Source organism: Bacteroidia bacterium (assembly GCA_020852255.1).
Lineage (GTDB): Bacteria > Bacteroidota > Bacteroidia > JADZBD01 > JADZBD01 > JADZBD01.
This window is the reverse complement of sequence record JADZBD010000002.1, coordinates 289,880-306,639: the sequence shown is the minus strand read 5'-3', so window position 1 is coordinate 306,639 and position 16,760 is coordinate 289,880. Positions and strand designations below refer to the sequence as shown.

The following is a 16,760-nucleotide window of genomic DNA, read 5'->3' as shown; positions in this document are numbered from 1 at the left end:
TGGGAGCGGAAGCCCCTGAAAATGAAAGTTTTCAACAAAAGTGGTAAAAAGTGGTAAAAAGTGGGATTTTATTTTTTACCTTTAACGCCCAATAGAGAATACCAGTGATGAACCTTTTCGGCGTTTATGAAGGAACAGCCGATGCAAAGGGGCGCGTGATGCTTCCCGTTGCATTTAAGTCACAATTGGGTAAAGCGTTGTCGAAAGGGTTCGTGATTAAGCAGAGTATTTTCAGTAAGTCGCTTGAATTGTATCCCATGGAAACCTGGGATGGAATGGTGAAGGAGGTAAACTCTCTGAACCGCTTTGTGAAGAAGAATGTTGAGTTTATTCGGATGTTCAACTTCAATGTTCAAGCGGTAGAACTGGATGGAAGCGGGCGCTTTTTAATGCCGAAGGATCTGATGAAGAGCGTAGGTATGAAGAGAGATGTTGTAATGGCTGCGGCAGGTAATATGATAGAGGTGTGGGACAGGGTTCTTTATTACCGGTTTGTGAAGACCACTTCCGGGGGATTTGAAAAACTGGCGGAAGAGGTGATGGGAAATAAGGCACAGGGATGAGTTATCATATCCCCGTCCTGAAGGAGAAAAGTCTGGAGGGTCTGAATATACGGGAGGACGGCACTTATGTGGATGTGACATTCGGAGGAGGGGGGCATAGCAGGGCGATACTGGAGCGGCTGGGAGAAAAAGGAAGTCTGATTGCATTTGATCAGGATGCGGATGCGGAAGAGAATGGAATCATGGATGAACGCTTCCGGCTGGTCAGGAGAAATTTTTCCTTCCTGGAGGAAGAATTAGATGGGCGGCAGGTGCAGGGGATACTGGCGGATTTGGGGGTTTCGTCTCATCAGTTTGATACGCCGGAGCGGGGATTTTCCATTCGCAGTAATGGACCGCTGGATATGAGAATGGACAGGGGTAAGTCGTTAAGTGCAGAGGAGATAGTAAACGATTACGATGAAAAGGAGTTGGCAGGAGTTCTCAGAACATACGGGGAACTCGGAAATGCACGATTGGTGGCCGGGAAAATAGTTGCGGCCAGAAAAAAGGGAAGAATCCGGACTACGGGTGGATTGGTAGAGGTCATTGGCGGTTTCGTTCCCTCACGAAAAAGGAATCAGTTCCTGGCACAAACGTTCCAGGCGCTGCGAATAGAAGTGAATGATGAGCTCGGAGTACTGAAGAAACTGCTCCATGCCGCCGCGGCGGTTACAGAGCAGGGCGGGAGACTGGTGGTGATCGCTTATCATTCGCTGGAGGACAGAATGGTGAAAAATTATATACGCACCGGAAGTGTGGAAGGGCAGGAGGTGAAGGACCTCTACGGAAGGCGTATTGCACCCTTTAAGGAAGTACACAAGGGGCCCGTGGTCCCCGGTGAAGAAGAAATAGAAGTAAACAACAGAGCGCGTAGCGCCAAACTAAGAATAGCAGAGAAAACGTGATCAAAGGATGAATAAGCTGAAGGAGAAAAAAGCACCCCCCGCTCCCAAAAGCAATAAACGGCAAAACAAATTTGTCCGCCCCTTCGTCACCCTTTTCTCCGGCAGTTTTCTCTCCAATGAGGAAACGATCCGCCAGCTCCCTTTCATCTTCTTCCTGGCCTTCTTGGGTCTGCTCTATATTGGAAACGGCTACTATGCAGAACGCACGGTACGCCGCATCTCCAAGGTCAGCTTTGAACTCAAAGAGCTGCAAAGTGAGTTTATAATTTCTTCCTCTGAACTCATGCAGCTGAGCAAACAGTCGGAGGTAGCCCGCCTCGCACGGCCTTACGGCATCCACCAATCTACGATTCCTCCGGGCAAAATTGTCGAACCTCATCCTGATGGAAAGTAATGGATAACAGGAAGGAAATATTGATCAGGGTTTATGCTGTGTATCTGCTCATTTTTTTGCTGGCCGGTGCCATCGGCTACCGTATTGTGAAACTGCAAGTGGTGGAATCTGAAAAATGGAAAGAAGCCTCCCGCCAGATGACCTATCACTACAAGGACATTGATGCAGTGCGAGGTAATATTTTTGACATCAATGGAAAACTGCTCGCTACTTCGCTCCCTTATTTCACACTGGCTATGGATCCGTGTGCCGATGGTATTTCTGCAGAGTTCTTTCAAAAAAATGTTGATTCGCTGGCACTTTGTCTCTCCGCGTTCTTTGGCGATAAAAGCAAGCAGGAATACAAGCGGGAATTGCTGAATGCGCGAAGGAATAAGGACCGCTACCTTGTTCTTCAAAAAGATGTTTCCTACAGGGATCTGCAGGAGGTGAAGAAGTTTCCGATTTTCCGCAGAGGCAAATACAAGGGAGGCATGGTTTATACCCAGGTCAATAAAAGGGAACTCCCGTTCCGGCACCTGGCGGCCCGCACCATCGGTTATTATTCCGAAAATGCCAAACCAATCGGCATCGAAGGAGCATTCAACAACGATCTGCGCGGGATAGGCGGCAAACGATTGATGAAAAAGATTGCCGGCGGAGTGGATATGCCCGTGAATGATAATAATGAAGTGGAACCTGATGATGGTGCGGATATCGTAAGCACCATTGATGTGAATCTTCAGGATGTGGTGGAAAATGAACTGATGACACAGCTCATTAAAAGAAAGGCCCGGAATGGCTGTGTGATCCTGATGGAGACCCAAACAGGAGAAATACGGGCGATCGCAAACCTTACACGCAAGGATTCATCCACCTATACCGAATCACTGAATTACGCCATCGGTTATGCTACTGAACCCGGATCTACATTTAAGCTGGCCTCCTTAATGGCCGCGTTTGAGGATGGATTTATCCGGCCGGAGGACGAGGTAATTGTCGGTAACGGAGAGACAAAATTCTATGACCTCACAATGAAGGACAGTCATGCTCCCAAAAAGAGCAAAATGACAATTCGTGAGGTGTTTGAACATTCGTCCAACGTCGGCATTTCCAAAGTCATATGGAAATATTACGCGTCGGACCAGCAAAAATTCGCCGGAAGGATACACGCAATGAACCTGGGAGCCCCTCTCGGACTTGTAATTCCCGGAGAGGCTGATCCTAAAGTTAAAACTGTCAAAAGCAAAGACTGGTCCGGAGTAACGTTGCCTTTCATGTCTATCGGATATGAAACCCTGCTCACCCCTATGCAGATCCTCGCATTCTACAATGCCGTAGCGAATAACGGTAAGATGATGCGGCCAATGTTCGTGAAGGAAATTCGTAAGAGGGGCAAACCGGTGAAAGTTTTTAGCCCTGAGCAGATCGGTGATAAACCGATATGTTCCGAACAAACCATCCTGTATGCAAAGCAGTTGCTGGAAGGAGTGGTAGAGAATGGTACCGGACGAAGTCTGAAAAATAATATTTATAGGATTGCTGGAAAGACCGGTACAGCGCAAATCGCGCAGGGAGGAAAATATAAAAAGGAAGGGGTAGTGAAGTACCAGGCGTCTTTCGTAGGATATTTCCCTGCCGACAAACCAAAATATACCTGTATTGTAGTGGTTAGCGCACCCTCCAACGATGCGTATTACGGAGCGGAAGTGGCAGGACCAATTTTCAAGTCCGTGGCTGATAAGATTTATTCCAGCTCGCTGGAAATACATGACAAGGTCGGCAGTAACCCGTTACTGGTAAAATCGGATCCCCCCAAAGTAAAGAGCGGCCGCGGACAGGATCTGCGTCTGATAGCCCATTTGCTGAATCTGCCGGTGGAAGAACAGAATACCGCCCATGAATGGGTTAAGACCGGGCATAAGGATTCAGCTCTCTGGATCACCGGGCTAAACGTGAAAGAAAATCTCCGCAGAGGAATGATGCCGGATGTCAGTGGTATGGGTGCGCGCGATGCGATCTATCTCCTTGAAAATGCAGGCCTGGTAGTGAAGATATCGGGAAGCGGGAAAGTGACAGCGCAGAGTATTCCGTCAGGAACCAGGTATAAAAAGGGAACAGTAATTTATCTCCAACTGAAAGGATGAAAGTGCTGAAGGATATTTTATATAAAGCGCCGATTACGGAAGTAACCGGTTCTACCGGCGTAGCCATTGGATCTGTTACGTTCGATTCGAGGAACGTGAAGCCGGATTCTTTGTTCGTTGCCGTCAGGGGAACAAAGGCGGATGGGCATGCATTTATAGCAGACGTTGTGCGCAATGGTGTGGCTGCAGTCATATGCGAGGAGTATCCGGCAGATCTTCCTCTCGAAGTAACATTTGTAAAAGTCAAGGATTCTTCGGCGGCGCTTGGAATCGTTGCGGCTAATTTCTACGATAACCCGTCCGAGAAACTTCGTCTGGTGGGTATTACCGGCACGAACGGAAAGACAACTACTGCCACTTTACTGTTCGAATTGTTTCGCAGGTTAGGATACAATGTGGGTTTGCTCTCAACGGTGTCTAACAGGATTAATGATTCAGTTATCCCTTCCACCCATACCACTCCGGATGCAATCAGTTTGAACGCCCTGCTTGCACGCATGGCAGAGGAGCAGTGTACCCATTGTTTCATGGAGGTGAGCTCTCATGCGGTGGTGCAGCATCGGATTAACGGGCTCCGGTTTGTCGGAGGAATTTTTACAAACATCACACATGATCATCTGGATTATCATAAAACATTTGATGAATATATCCGGGCAAAAAAAGTATTCTTTGACCAGCTTCCCTCCTCCGCGTTTGCCCTGGTGAACAAGGATGATCCGAACGGAGAGCTCATGCTCCAGAATACCAGGGCGTCAAAAAATACCTATTCCCTTCGCAGTGCAAGCACGTTTAAGTGTAAAGTGGTGGAAAACCAGTTTGCCGGGCTGCTGCTCAACCTGGACGGAACCGAGGTGTGGACCAAACTGATCGGCTATTTCAACGCGTACAACCTGCTGGCCGTTTATTCGGCGGGTGTATTACTGAAGGAAGATAAAATGAAAGTTTTAACCGGCCTAAGCACGCTCTCGCCCGTGGAAGGAAGGTTTCAGTTTCACCGCACAGAAAACGGACTTGTGGCTATCGTCGATTATGCACATACACCGGATGCGCTGAAAAATGTATTGCGAACAATTCATGAGATACGTACAGGGAATGAGAAGGTCTTTACTGTGGTGGGATGCGGAGGCGATCGTGATCCGCTCAAAAGGCCGGTAATGGCAAAGATCGCGCTGGAACACAGTGACCAGGTAATACTCACATCTGACAATCCGCGAAGTGAAGATCCTGAAGCCATCCTTCGCGATATGCAAAAGGGAGTGGAAGCGCACCAGAAAAGAAAGGTGCTTACGATTACCGACCGGCGGGAAGCCATCCGTACCGCCTGTTCTATGGCCGGCAGTAAAGATATTATTCTGGTGGCCGGAAAAGGTCATGAAACGTACCAGGAGATAATGGGGGTTAAATACCCTTTTGATGATATGGAAGTTTTGCAGGAAACACTTAAAACACTGTCGCGGTAATGTTATATTATCTTTTTCAGTACCTCGATAAGCATCATGATTTCCCGGGAGCAGGAGTGTTTCAGTACATTTCCTTCCGTGCGGCAATGGCTGTATTGGTTTCCCTGCTGATCTCATGGGTATTCGGAAAATCGATCATCCGAACATTGCAGCGCAAACAGGTGGGAGAAACAATTCGTAACCTGGGGCTGGAGGGGCAAATGCAAAAACAGGGCACTCCAACCATGGGTGGCCTGATCATACTGGCAGCCATACTTATTCCCACCATCCTATTCGCAAGGCTGGAAAACATTTACGTTGTACTTATGCTCATCACTACCGTGTGGCTGGGACTCATTGGATTTCTCGACGATTATATTAAAGTTTTCAAGAAAGATAAAAAGGGTCTGCACGGAAAGTTCAAGGTCTTAGGTCAGGTGAGCCTGGGCATCATTGTGGGAGGTGTGCTGTATTTTAACAGCGATGTGACCATGCTCCGTGAGTATCAGGGACAACCTAATCCTTCGGATCCCACTATCATCACCAGAAGCATTGACGGTAAGGAAAAGTATTTCGTTGAAACAAAAGTTCCCATCACAACCATTCCTTTTGTGAAAGGACATGAATTCAATTATTCGCGGCTCCTTCCGGAATCGCTGAGAGATTATACATGGGTACTCTATATACTGGCAGTGATCGTTATTGTAACGGCCGTGTCGAATGGCGCCAATATCACAGACGGCATTGACGGACTGGCCACAGGAACATCGGCAATTATCGGCGCCACACTGGGTATTCTTGCTTACGTTTCTGGTAATACATTCTTCGCAGATTATCTCAACATCATGTATATACCGAATTCCGGAGAGCTGGTTATTTTTTCAGCCGCCATGGTGGGAGCCTGTGCAGGATTTCTATGGTATAATTCCTACCCGGCACAGGTGTTCATGGGTGACACCGGTTCGCTAGCACTGGGGGGAATGATCGCGGTGCTGGCCATTTCACTCCGAAAGGAGCTGCTCATTCCTATACTCTGCGGGATATTTTTTGTGGAGAGTCTTTCAGTGGTGATGCAGGTATCGTATTTCAAATACACCAAGCGCAAATACGGCGAAGGACGTCGCATTTTTAAAATGTCGCCCTTACACCATCATTACCAGAAACTGAATTTTCATGAAGCCAAAATCGTTTCCCGTTTCTGGATTGTGGGAATGATGCTGGCCATACTCACGGTTGTAACCCTCAAATTAAGGTGAGCGGAAAAGTGGTTATACTCGGTGCCGCAGAAAGTGGTGTAGGTGCAGCAATCCTTGCGCAACGTAAAGGATTTGATGTATTTGTGTCTGATAAGGGCGCGATCCGGGAAAGCTATCGGAAAGAGCTTGAACAGCGGGGAATCCCCTACGAAGAAAAACAACATACCGAGGGAAGAATACTTGGTGCAGATGAAGTGATCAAAAGCCCGGGTATCCCTGATGCAGCACCTATAATAGCAGCGCTGACCCATAAAGGCGTACCGGTGATCTCAGAGATCGAATTCGCCGCCCGCTACACCAGCGCAAAACTTATCGGTATTACCGGAACTAACGGTAAAACCACTACCACCATGTTGACTTATCATATTCTGAAAAAGGCAGGACTGAATGTAGGTCTGGGTGGAAATGTGGGCAAGAGTTTCGCACAACTGGTCGCCGAGGAAAATCATGATCATTATGTGCTTGAGCTAAGCAGTTTCCAGCTCGATGGCATGTTCAGGACGAGAATCAACGTGGCCGTTCTTACAAACATTACGCCTGATCATTTAGACCGGTATGCCAACGGAATGCAAGGCTATGTGAATTCAAAGTTTCGCATTACGCAGAATCAAAGACCGGAAGATTCTTTCATCTACTGCACTGATGATGATGAAACAGTGAGGGGCATGAAAGGGCGTGCCTTCAACGGCACGTTATATCCCTTTAGCATTAAAAAAAAACTCCCGACGGGAGCCTTTATCGAAGAGAATCAACTCCATATCAATATAAACCAAAACACGTTCGCTATGTTTCTTGAAGAGCTCGCATTGCAAGGTAAACACAATCTGTACAACTCCATGGCTGCCGGAATTGCGGCAAAGCTGGTGGAGATTCGTAACCCCGTTATCCGGGAGTCACTCTCGGATTTTCAGAATGTAGAGCACCGGCTGGAATTTGTAGCACGTGTTCACGGCATCGATTTTATTAATGATAGTAAGGCTACGAACGTAAATTCTACATGGTATGCGCTGGAGAGTATGCAGCGCCCGGTAGTATGGGTAGTAGGAGGTGTAGATAAGGGGAATGATTATTCTATGCTGATGGACCTTGTGACGGAAAAGGTGAAGGCCATTGTTTGCCTTGGAACAGATAACAAAAAGATCAAAAAGGCCTTCTCAGGTGTGGTAGAACAGATTGTTGAGACCGCCTCAGCCAAAGAAGCGGTGATGCGGTCTTACTCCCTCGCGAAGAAAGGGGATATCGTACTGCTCTCACCCTGCTGTGCCAGCTTTGACCTGTTCGAAAATTATGAAGACCGCGGAACGCAGTTCAAAGCTGCTGTACGCGCCCTGTAAAGAGGAAACACTTGCCTATGTTTGCAAAGAAGAAAATATCGGTTTATAAACGGGATACCTCCACGCTCTTTGACCATGCTCTGGAGCCTGCCGGAAGTGTCCGTGGAATTGATTTTATTAACGATTCACGCTCCATCCGGGTGAATACTACCTGGGAAAGTCTCCGCTCCATGGAAACAGGCAGTAAGAACGTGCTGCTGATCCTCGGCGGGCAGGACCGCGGAGTGGACTATTCCCTGCTGAGGGATTTAATGAAGGAAAAAGTGAAAGGACTGATCTGTTTGAGCAGTGATCCTGACAGAATGTACAGAATGTTCCGGAGAGAATGTATGTTTTTTGCGCATGCTATTTCAATTGAGGAAGCAGTGTTCATCTCTTCAAAGTGGGGACGCAGCGGAGACCTGGTACTCTTTTCACCATCCTGTCCCAGTTACGATGCATTTGATAATTATAAAAACCGGGGCGACCTGTTCAAAAAGGCGGTCCGAAAACTGTTACCCTGATGGGAATACTGCGCGCATTAAAAGGAGATAAGGTACTATGGGTGACCATTGTCCTGCTGTCAGTGGTTTCATTGTTGATGGTTTACGGATCTATCGGCACGCTGGCCTTTAAATATAAAGGGGGAAATACCATTCCCTACCTGGTCAAACACGCCGCAATTCTTTGCATGGGACTCGGAATCATTTATCTCATCCACCGGATACGGTTCAGCTATTTTTCACGGATCGGGCAAATTGGATTTTATATATCTATTCCTTTGCTGATCTATGCCACCTTCTGGGGTGTGGAAGCGGGAGGTGCCGGAAGATGGATAGAAATACCGGGACTGGGACTCACATTCCAGCCTTCTGATCTGGCAAAGCTTTCGCTCCTGATGTATCTCGCCCGTTTACTTACGGTAAAGCAGGATATGCTTGGAGATTTCAAAAAGGGTTTCTTGCCTGTGTTTCTTCCGGTTGTCCTGATCTGTGGTCTCATCTTTCCCACTAATTTTTCTACTTCGGCTATGCTGTTTGCTACCTGCATGCTTTTACTCTTCATCGGAAAAGCGCGGATCAAACACCTGTTGACGGTGGCTGGTGCCGGGATCGTATTTCTCGGTGTGGTGATTATGCTCATCATCTATGCACCGGGCGTAATACCCAGAGGTGAGACCTGGAAAGAACGCCTGACAGATTTTACTTCCGGAAATGCAAAGGAGAATTATCAGTCGGAAATGGCCAAAACCGCCATTGGAAGCTCAAATTTTTTTGTGGGCAAAGGACTTGGAAATTCGGACCAACGCTCTTTTCTTCCGCAGGCATCCTCAGATTTTATTTTCGCGATGATCCTGGAACAAATGGGCGGACTTCTCGGAATTGTCCTTATCTTCTTTTACATCATCATATTGTTCCGGGCGATAAGAATAGCCACCAAGTGTGAAAAGTTATTTGGCGTACTGGTCTCGGTGGGACTGGCTTTCAGCCTGGTGTTCCAGGCATTTATCAACATGGCGGTGGCAGTCAATCTGTTTCCGGTAACGGGACAGCCTTTGCCTTTCATCAGCATGGGAGGAACTTCGATTTGGTTCACCAGTATTGCGGTAGGAATTCTGCTCAGCGTGAGCAGAGAGCTGGAAACAGAACTACCCGCGGAGAAAGATTCTGTCCCTGATGTCAGTCCCGCTTAAATTTATTTTCAGTGGCGGAGGTACCGGCGGCCATATATTTCCGGCCATCGCCATCGCCAATGCCATACGGGAAAAACGCCCGGATGCGGAGATCCTTTTTATCGGAGCGCTGGGAAGAATGGAAATGGAAAAAGTGCCGGCGTCCGGATACCGTATTGAAGGATTGCCCATCGCCGGGTTCCAGCGGAAGAAAATCTGGAAAAACTGGAATCTTCTTTTTAAACTAATGGCCAGCATGGGAAGAGCCCGGCAGATCATTAAGGATTTTTCTCCCGATGCGGTGATCGGAACAGGCGGGTATGCCAGTGCACCCACATTGCGGGTGGCGGCCGCAAGAGGAATTCCCACTCTGATTCAGGAGCAGAATTCCTTTCCCGGTGTAACCAACAAACTGCTGGCTTCGAAAGTAAACCGGATCTGCGTGGCCTTCCGCGGAATGGAAAAGTACTTTCCCCGGGAGAAGATACTCATAACCGGTAATCCCGTACGAAAGGATATTGTGGACCTGAAAAGCAAAAAAGAGGAGGCGATCGGTTATTTCCATTTGGCAAAGGACCGGCCGGTACTGCTGGTAATAGGAGGGAGCCTGGGCGCGGGAACCATCAACGGTGCAATGTTGCGCGGTATAAGGGAGCTGGAGGAGGCCGGTATGCAGGTGATCTGGCAAACGGGCAAGAATCAGGAAAAGGAGATGGCATCAGCTCTGCAACAGTTCGGTCATACGAACATTCATCTCTCAGCGTTCATCCAGCGTATGGATCTGGCTTATGCAGCGGCTGACCTGGTAATATCACGCGCGGGCGCCATTTCCGTGTCGGAGATATGTGTGGCAGGCAAGGCATGTATCCTGGTGCCTTCACCCAATGTAGCGGAAGATCATCAGACCAAAAATGCCATAGCGCTGGTGAATGAAAACGCAGCGCAAATGATCAGCGACAGGGATGCCGGAACAGGGTTGATCCACTTAATTCTGGATCTGATGAAGAACCAGGAAGCAAGAAACCAACTCGCACAAAATGCATTGCGTCTTTCACTTCCCAATGCCGCTGCATTGATTGCAGACGAAATCATATCAATGGTAAAGAAGAGATGAAAGTCCCTGAAAATATAACACATATGTATTTTTTGGGTATCGGGGGCATCGGTATGAGTGCACTGGCCCGCTATTACAACAAGGCAGGTGTGGAAATCGCAGGTTACGATAAGACACCTTCCTCCCTCACGGCACAAATGATAACGGAAGGAATGGATATTCATTTCGAAGAAGACCCCGATCTTATTCCAACTTCCTTCCTGGAAGCACCGAAAGAAAATGTGCTCGTGGTGTATACTCCCGCTATTCCTGCTGAACACGGGGAATGGATATGGTTTCGGGAGAGGGGATATACGATCCGGAAAAGATCTGAAGTGCTCGGCATGCTTACGGAAGGCACCCGAACGGTGGCAGTAGCCGGTACGCACGGCAAAACTACCACTTCATCTCTCATTGCACACCTGCTTCGTACCGCCGGAACTGAATGCTGGGCTTTTCTTGGAGGTATTACTCAGAATTATGAAAGCAATATGCTGGAAGGAACCACGGATATTGTGGTAGTGGAGGCAGATGAATACGACCGCTCATTTCTGACTTTACGGCCTCTGACGGCAATTATCACTTCACTGGATCCCGATCATCTGGATATCTACGGCGATCACAGTGAAATGCTGCGTACGTATTCTCTTTTCGCAGCGGGTGTTAAGCCGGGTGGAGTATTGGTAACCAAACAGGGATTGAAAGAGTACCTGGGTCATCCATCTGCCGGATTTCTGGAGTATTGCGGAGAAGGAACTGCTCCTCACCGGGCGGAAAACGTGCGGGTAGAGAACGGCCGCTTTGTTTTTGATCTGATCCTCGGAGATACACGGATCGCCAACCTGAATCTGGGTGTGCCCGGCAGACATAATGTGGAGAATGCCGTGGGAGCTGTTACCGCCGTCTGGTCCCTGGGGGTATCGGAACAGGCGATCCGTAAAGGGCTGGCTTCCTTCCGGGGAGTGAAGCGGCGTTTCGAATACCACATCCGTCGCGACGATCTGGTACTTATTGATGATTACGCCCACCACCCCGCAGAGCTTAGTGCCACCATTGCGGCGGTCCGGGATCTATATCCCGGAAAGCGTATTACCGGAGTGTTTCAACCACATTTGTTCACACGCACCCGGGATTTCGCCGACGACTTCGCCCGCAGCCTCGAAAAGCTGGATCAGCTGGTACTTCTGGACATTTATCCAGCACGGGAATTACCGATTCCGGGAGTGAATACCACCATGCTTCTGAACAAAGTAAGGTTAGAAAATAAATGTATTTCTTCAAAAAAGGAGTTGCCGGATTTGCTTTCTTCATCCCATTATGAGGTGGTATTACTCATGGGAGCCGGTGATATTGAGTTACTGGCTGAACCTGTAAAACGCGCATTGGAGTGAAATTAAGACGGATTATTTATGCTGTATGCTGGAGCCTGCTGGGAGCAGGAATTCTGGTGTTGCTGGGTTTTGCCTCAGCAGAGGAAGAGCGCCTGCTTTGCAGTGAAGTGGAGATCAATATTCTTCGAAATGGAGAAAATTATCTTGTGGAAGAAGATGCCATTCGCGAGCTGATCAGGAGTAACGGCGATGCACTGGAGGGAATGCCCCTGGGCAGCATCAGTGTGCCCCGACTGGAAATGTTGGTGAATACCAATCCCTGGGTTGAAAGCGCTGAGGTATATATGAGCATCAACGGAAAACTGCGGATTGATATCATTCAGAAGGACCCCCTGGCGCGTGTCATGAATAAAAACGGAGAAACTTTTTACCTCGACCGGAATGGACACATGATGAACTGGTCACCCGGCTTTACCCCGAGGGTGATTCTGGTCAATGGAGAGATCAGCGAATGCTTTAACTCACATTTTAATTTTGCTTTCGCTGATGGAGGTAAAGACCTGGAAACCACGATATTGGATGAGGTATATCATCTGGTCAGATATCTGGACAGCGATTCTTTGTGGGCGGCTCAGTTCGAGCAGATTTATGTGAATGCGCAAATGGAATTTGAGTTGATTCCGCGGGCCGGCGATCACCGGATCATGATGGGAGATACCTCAGAAATGAAACAGAAACTGGATAAACTCCGTATCTTTTACACGGAAGGGTTAAATCATACAGGATGGAACCAATACGATACCATCCAGCTGAAATTTAAAAATCAGATTGTTTGTTCTAAAACAGAATGATATGGAATCAGAGATCATAGTCGGATTAGACATCGGAACCACCAAGATTGCCGCCATTGTGGGGCGCAAAAATGAATTCGGGAAGATCGAAATTCTCGGTATGGGGAAGAGCGATTCACAAGGCGTTATGCGCGGCGTGGTGGTCAATATTGAGAAAACGGTTATTGCTATCCGTGCAGCCATCCAGGAAGCTTCAGATCGTGCATGTGTAGATATAACAACCGTAATGGTTGGAATTGCAGGGCAGCACATTAAAAGTCTGCAGCACCGGGGAATTTATACCCGGAAGAGTCTGGAGGATGAGATTAACCAGAAGGATATTAATGCTTTAATAGAGGATATGTACCGCCTCGTAATGCTACCGGGCGAGCAGATACTGCATGTACTTCCGCAGGAGTATATTGTGGATAGTGAGCAGGGAATTAAAGATCCCATCGGAATGTCTGGAATCCGCCTGGAGGCTAATTTTCATATTATCACCGGTCAGGTTGCTGCCATGAACAATATTGTCAAGTGCATTGCCAAGGCGGGGCTGGAAACAGTAGGACTGGTTCTTGAACCGCTGGCCTCGGCCTCTGCCGTGCTGAGCGAGGAAGAAAAGGAGGCCGGAATCGTGCTGGTAGACATCGGAGGTGGTACCACGGATATAGCGATCTTCTACGATGGCATTATCCGCCATACTGCCGTTATTCCATTTGGGGGTAATGTGATTACGGAAGATATTAAAGAAGGCTGCTCTATCATTCACCGTCAGGCAGAGCTGCTGAAGGTGAAATTCGGCTCTTGTTTTGCCAACGAAACCCAGGAAAATGAGATCGTTTCCATTCCCGGGTTACGCGGAAGGGAACCTAAGGAAATCTCAGTTAAAAACCTGGCACATATCATACAGGCCAGAATGGAGGAGATCATCGAGCATGTTTATTATGAGATCAAAAACAGCGGGTACGAGAAGAAACTGGCAGGAGGTATAGTGGTAACCGGCGGCGGAGCGCAACTGAAGCACATCACACAGCTTATTGAGTATATCACCGGAATGGATACCCGTATTGGTTATCCTAATGAACACCTGGCCAAAAGCGTGGAGGAGGTTACCAGTCCAATGTACGCCACCGGGGTGGGACTTGTGATTAAAGGGCTGGAAGCGGTGGAGCAGGATACTACCCGTAGAAAGGAGAAAATTGCTACCCATACCACGAAGCGGGCCGGCAATTTAATTGAGCGGTTTTTTCTTCGCGGGAAAGAGTGGTTTGAGGACGACGCGGCCCGGGAGTAATTCACAATTCAACGTGGATAAGTTGGTGTAGCCCAGCGCAAAGCGCGGACGGGCTTCACTTAATTTTAACCAAAACTTATCCATGATGCGCTTCGACATTCCAAAAGAACTCCTCTCCATTATCAAGGTCATCGGCGTTGGTGGCGGAGGAGGAAACGCAGTAAACCACATGTTTCGCCTCGGTATCAAAGGGGTGGATTTTATTGTGTGTAATACCGATATTAAAGCACTGGAGTCCAGTCCCGTTCCCATAAAGGTACAATTGGGCAAAGCCCTTACCCAGGGCCTCGGCGCAGGATCTCTTCCTGAGATCGGTATGAAATCAGCCATAGAAAGCCTGGATCAGATCAAAGATTTTCTTTCCAAGGGCACAAAGATGGTGTTCATTACCGCCGGCATGGGTGGGGGCACGGGCACAGGAGGGGCTCCGATCATCGCCCAGACCGCCCGCGAAATGGGCGTGCTTACCGTGGGAATTGCAACACTTCCTTTCTCTTTCGAAGGGAAAAATAAACGGAAACAGGCGGAACTGGGGATCGAGGAACTGAAAAAGCATGTAGACTGTCTGCTGGTGATTACCAACGACAAGCTAAGAGAGATCTACGGAAACCTTGGCGTGCGTGAATCTTTTGCCCAGGCCGATAATGTACTGGCCAATGCTGCCAAGAGTATCGCTGAACTGATTTCCCATACCAAGCATATGAACGTAGACTTTAACGACGTTCATACTGCGATGAAGAACAGCGGTGTTGCTCTGATGGGAACAGGCAGTGCGGCCGGGGAAAACCGGGCTATTCGAGCCGTGGAGGTCGCAATGAATTCTCCGCTGCTGAACGATAATGAAATCACAGGTGCCAAGTTTGTTCTCATTGATATCACCTCCGGTACCAAGGAACTCACAATGGATGAACTGGGAGAGATTACGGATTTTATCCAGGATTCTACCGGAACAAATGCAGATATTAAAATCGGATATGGTGTGGATGATTCACTCGGCGATTCGGTGAATGTGACCATTATTGCCACCGGATTCCATTCCCGTCCCCTGCTGGGATATGAAACCCACAAGAAGCCGGAGAAAAAAGTGCTGGATCTGAACGAAAGCACATCCGAAATGAATTGTGTGGCTCCTCCTGTTGCAGATCATAGCGCGGATGAGCCGGTATTGAAAGGGAGTATGGAGGTAAAATCGGATCTCAGAACCGATGAGAATAAGACCTTCAGCAACCTTTCCCGTGAGGAAAAAGATCGCCTCCTGGAGCCGGTACTTGTTATCAGAAACGTAGAAGAGGTTGCCGCTGTGGAGGAAGTTAAAGAGGAGGAATCAGATCTTTATTCTTCTGACTTTCTTTCTTCCCCGGTGGAGGAATCTATTCCTGCTCCGTCCGGATGGGTAAATGTTGCCCCCCTGGCAGAGGAGGAGGTGAAAACGGAGGAGCAGTTTGAAGTGATTACACCCGTGGCGGAAATTCCTGTTGTGGAAGCTCCGGTAGCGGAGATAACTGCTGAGGTCCAGATCAGCCCGGTGGCAGAAACACCTTTGTTGGAGGAAACCCCGGTTTTGGAAGAGTTACCTGTTTCTGAAGTGATCCATGCAGAGGAGGAGATCACTGCCCTGGAAGAGACAACCCATCCGGAGGAAACACCAATGATGGAAGTGCAGACTCCTGTAATGGAGGAAGTAACCGCGGTAATAGAGGAAGTAACGGAAGTGGAGGAGGAAGTGACCGCGGTGGAGGAAATTCCTGTCCTAATGAATACAGAGGAGAATACCACTCCCGAGGTGGAAATGATCACAGAAGTACCTGCGGCTGAGGTGGAGCAGGAGTCGCTTTTTGAAAATGAAACCTTTATTTCCGAGGAGACCCCCGAAATAGAAGAACACAATTCACCGGAATCGGACTTGTTCACCGCGGAGACGCATCCTGAAACGACAGATGAAGTATCGTCTTTGGAAGAAATGCTGGAGCAGGAAACGGCGCCCCTTTGTGTAGAACCGGATGCCTTTTCAGTAGAATCGGAGGTAGAGAAGAAGGAAGTGGAAATTACACTGGACTTTAGCGCCGAAGAAATCCGGGAGGAGCCGGTTATGGAAATCAGTTCTGAACCGGTTGCAGAAATTCCCGCTGAGGAAACGCCGGTAGCGGAGGTGACCGCATCCCCGGAAGCCGGGGTAACGGAAACACCTGTGGATGAAACCCCGGTAGTGGAGATGCGAAAGGAAGAAATTCAGCCGCCGGTGCTCACCATAGAGCAGAAAAAGCAGGATGAAGTGGTTGCCGAAGAAAAATCGGAAGAAACCATGGCCAGCAACAGTCAGATCAAAAAAGCGCAGGAACGTATCCAGCGCTTGAAGGAACTGAGCTATAAGCTTAAATCACCGAACGGATTGGCCGAACTGGAAAACGAGCCTGCTTACAAGCGTCGTGGCGTGAACCTCGATAACCAGCAACATTCGTCGGAATCCAACGTTAGCAGATATACCCTGAGTGAAGGGGAGGACAAGAAGATCGAGATTAAACCGAACAATTCTTTCCTTCACGACAATGTAGATTAGTTTAG

The 16,760-nt window shown here is 48.4% G+C and carries 13 protein-coding genes and 2 pseudogenes; all 15 read left to right on the top strand.

The window, feature by feature from the left end; all coding sequences use genetic code 11:
- The first annotated feature begins 107 nt into the window (after positions 1 to 107).
- The 15 genes and pseudogenes from IT233_02090 to IT233_02020 all read left to right on the top strand — a co-directional run bounded on the left by IT233_02090 (position 108) and on the right by IT233_02020 (position 16,755).
- A complete protein-coding gene (locus tag IT233_02090; protein ID MCC7301408.1) occupies positions 108 to 563 on the top strand; it encodes a division/cell wall cluster transcriptional repressor MraZ in 456 nt (151 codons plus the stop codon).
- Positions 560 to 1,450 (top strand): 16S rRNA (cytosine(1402)-N(4))-methyltransferase RsmH, encoded by an 891-nt coding sequence (gene rsmH, locus IT233_02085; GenBank protein ID MCC7301407.1) that lies wholly within the window; start codon positions 560 to 562, stop codon positions 1,448 to 1,450. The genes IT233_02090 and rsmH overlap by 4 nt, the downstream gene beginning before the upstream one ends.
- Positions 1,451 to 1,457: 7 nt before the next feature.
- Positions 1,458 to 1,844: a hypothetical protein gene (locus IT233_02080; protein ID MCC7301406.1), complete on the top strand. Its 387-nt coding sequence runs from the start codon at positions 1,458 to 1,460 to the stop codon at positions 1,842 to 1,844.
- Positions 1,844 to 3,970, top strand: a complete 2,127-nt coding sequence (locus IT233_02075) for a transpeptidase family protein (protein MCC7301405.1) — start codon at positions 1,844 to 1,846, stop codon at positions 3,968 to 3,970. The genes IT233_02080 and IT233_02075 overlap by 1 nt, the downstream gene beginning before the upstream one ends.
- Complete coding sequence (locus IT233_02070) at positions 3,967 to 5,430, top strand: UDP-N-acetylmuramoyl-L-alanyl-D-glutamate--2,6-diaminopimelate ligase (GenBank protein ID MCC7301404.1); 1,464 nt, start codon at positions 3,967 to 3,969, stop codon at positions 5,428 to 5,430. The genes IT233_02075 and IT233_02070 overlap by 4 nt, the downstream gene beginning before the upstream one ends.
- Positions 5,430 to 6,665, top strand: coding sequence for a phospho-N-acetylmuramoyl-pentapeptide-transferase (locus IT233_02065; protein ID MCC7301403.1), 1,236 nt, complete (start codon positions 5,430 to 5,432; stop codon positions 6,663 to 6,665). Before IT233_02070 ends, IT233_02065 begins: the two co-directional genes overlap by 1 nt.
- Positions 6,656 to 7,999: a UDP-N-acetylmuramoyl-L-alanine--D-glutamate ligase gene (gene murD / locus IT233_02060; protein ID MCC7301402.1), complete on the top strand. Its 1,344-nt coding sequence runs from the start codon at positions 6,656 to 6,658 to the stop codon at positions 7,997 to 7,999. The genes IT233_02065 and murD overlap by 10 nt, the downstream gene beginning before the upstream one ends.
- Positions 8,000 to 8,016: 17 nt before the next feature.
- Positions 8,017 to 8,502 (top strand): hypothetical protein, encoded by a 486-nt coding sequence (locus IT233_02055; protein ID MCC7301401.1) that lies wholly within the window; start codon positions 8,017 to 8,019, stop codon positions 8,500 to 8,502.
- Positions 8,499 to 9,671 (top strand): FtsW/RodA/SpoVE family cell cycle protein, encoded by a 1,173-nt coding sequence (locus IT233_02050; protein ID MCC7301400.1) that lies wholly within the window; start codon positions 8,499 to 8,501, stop codon positions 9,669 to 9,671. Before IT233_02055 ends, IT233_02050 begins: the two co-directional genes overlap by 4 nt.
- Positions 9,655 to 10,764, top strand: a complete 1,110-nt coding sequence (gene murG / locus IT233_02045) for an undecaprenyldiphospho-muramoylpentapeptide beta-N-acetylglucosaminyltransferase (protein MCC7301399.1) — start codon at positions 9,655 to 9,657, stop codon at positions 10,762 to 10,764. Before IT233_02050 ends, murG begins: the two co-directional genes overlap by 17 nt.
- Positions 10,761 to 12,134 (top strand): UDP-N-acetylmuramate--L-alanine ligase, encoded by a 1,374-nt coding sequence (locus IT233_02040; protein MCC7301398.1) that lies wholly within the window; start codon positions 10,761 to 10,763, stop codon positions 12,132 to 12,134. The genes murG and IT233_02040 overlap by 4 nt, the downstream gene beginning before the upstream one ends.
- Positions 12,131 to 12,925 (top strand): hypothetical protein, encoded by a 795-nt coding sequence (locus IT233_02035; protein MCC7301397.1) that lies wholly within the window; start codon positions 12,131 to 12,133, stop codon positions 12,923 to 12,925. Before IT233_02040 ends, IT233_02035 begins: the two co-directional genes overlap by 4 nt.
- Before the next feature lies 1 nt (position 12,926).
- On the top strand, positions 12,927 to 14,198 hold the full coding sequence (gene ftsA / locus IT233_02030) for a cell division protein FtsA (protein MCC7301396.1): 1,272 nt from the start codon (positions 12,927 to 12,929) through the stop codon (positions 14,196 to 14,198).
- Positions 14,199 to 14,283: 85 nt separating this feature from the next.
- Positions 14,284 to 15,285, top strand: a pseudogene (gene ftsZ / locus IT233_02025) (cell division protein FtsZ).
- A gap of 1,230 nt (positions 15,286 to 16,515) precedes the next feature.
- Positions 16,516 to 16,755, top strand: a pseudogene (locus IT233_02020) (cell division protein FtsZ).
- The last annotated feature ends 5 nt before the right edge of the window (positions 16,756 to 16,760 follow it).

Excerpts from the sequence above, each read along its gene's own strand:
- IT233_02075 (MCC7301405.1), top strand. The coding sequence starts at position 1,844 with ATGGATAACAGGAAGGAAATATTGATCAGGGTTTATGCTGTGTATCTG.
- rsmH (MCC7301407.1), top strand. The coding sequence starts at position 560 with ATGAGTTATCATATCCCCGTCCTGAAGGAGAAAAGTCTGGAGGGTCTG.
- IT233_02055 (MCC7301401.1), top strand. The coding sequence starts at position 8,017 with ATGTTTGCAAAGAAGAAAATATCGGTTTATAAACGGGATACCTCCACG.
- IT233_02040 (MCC7301398.1), top strand. The coding sequence starts at position 10,761 with ATGAAAGTCCCTGAAAATATAACACATATGTATTTTTTGGGTATCGGG.
- IT233_02070 (MCC7301404.1), top strand. The coding sequence starts at position 3,967 with ATGAAAGTGCTGAAGGATATTTTATATAAAGCGCCGATTACGGAAGTA.
- murG (MCC7301399.1), top strand. The coding sequence starts at position 9,655 with ATGTCAGTCCCGCTTAAATTTATTTTCAGTGGCGGAGGTACCGGCGGC.
- IT233_02090 (MCC7301408.1), top strand. The coding sequence starts at position 108 with ATGAACCTTTTCGGCGTTTATGAAGGAACAGCCGATGCAAAGGGGCGC.
- IT233_02065 (MCC7301403.1), top strand. The coding sequence starts at position 5,430 with ATGTTATATTATCTTTTTCAGTACCTCGATAAGCATCATGATTTCCCG.
- ftsA (MCC7301396.1), top strand. The coding sequence starts at position 12,927 with ATGGAATCAGAGATCATAGTCGGATTAGACATCGGAACCACCAAGATT.
- IT233_02080 (MCC7301406.1), top strand. The coding sequence starts at position 1,458 with ATGAATAAGCTGAAGGAGAAAAAAGCACCCCCCGCTCCCAAAAGCAAT.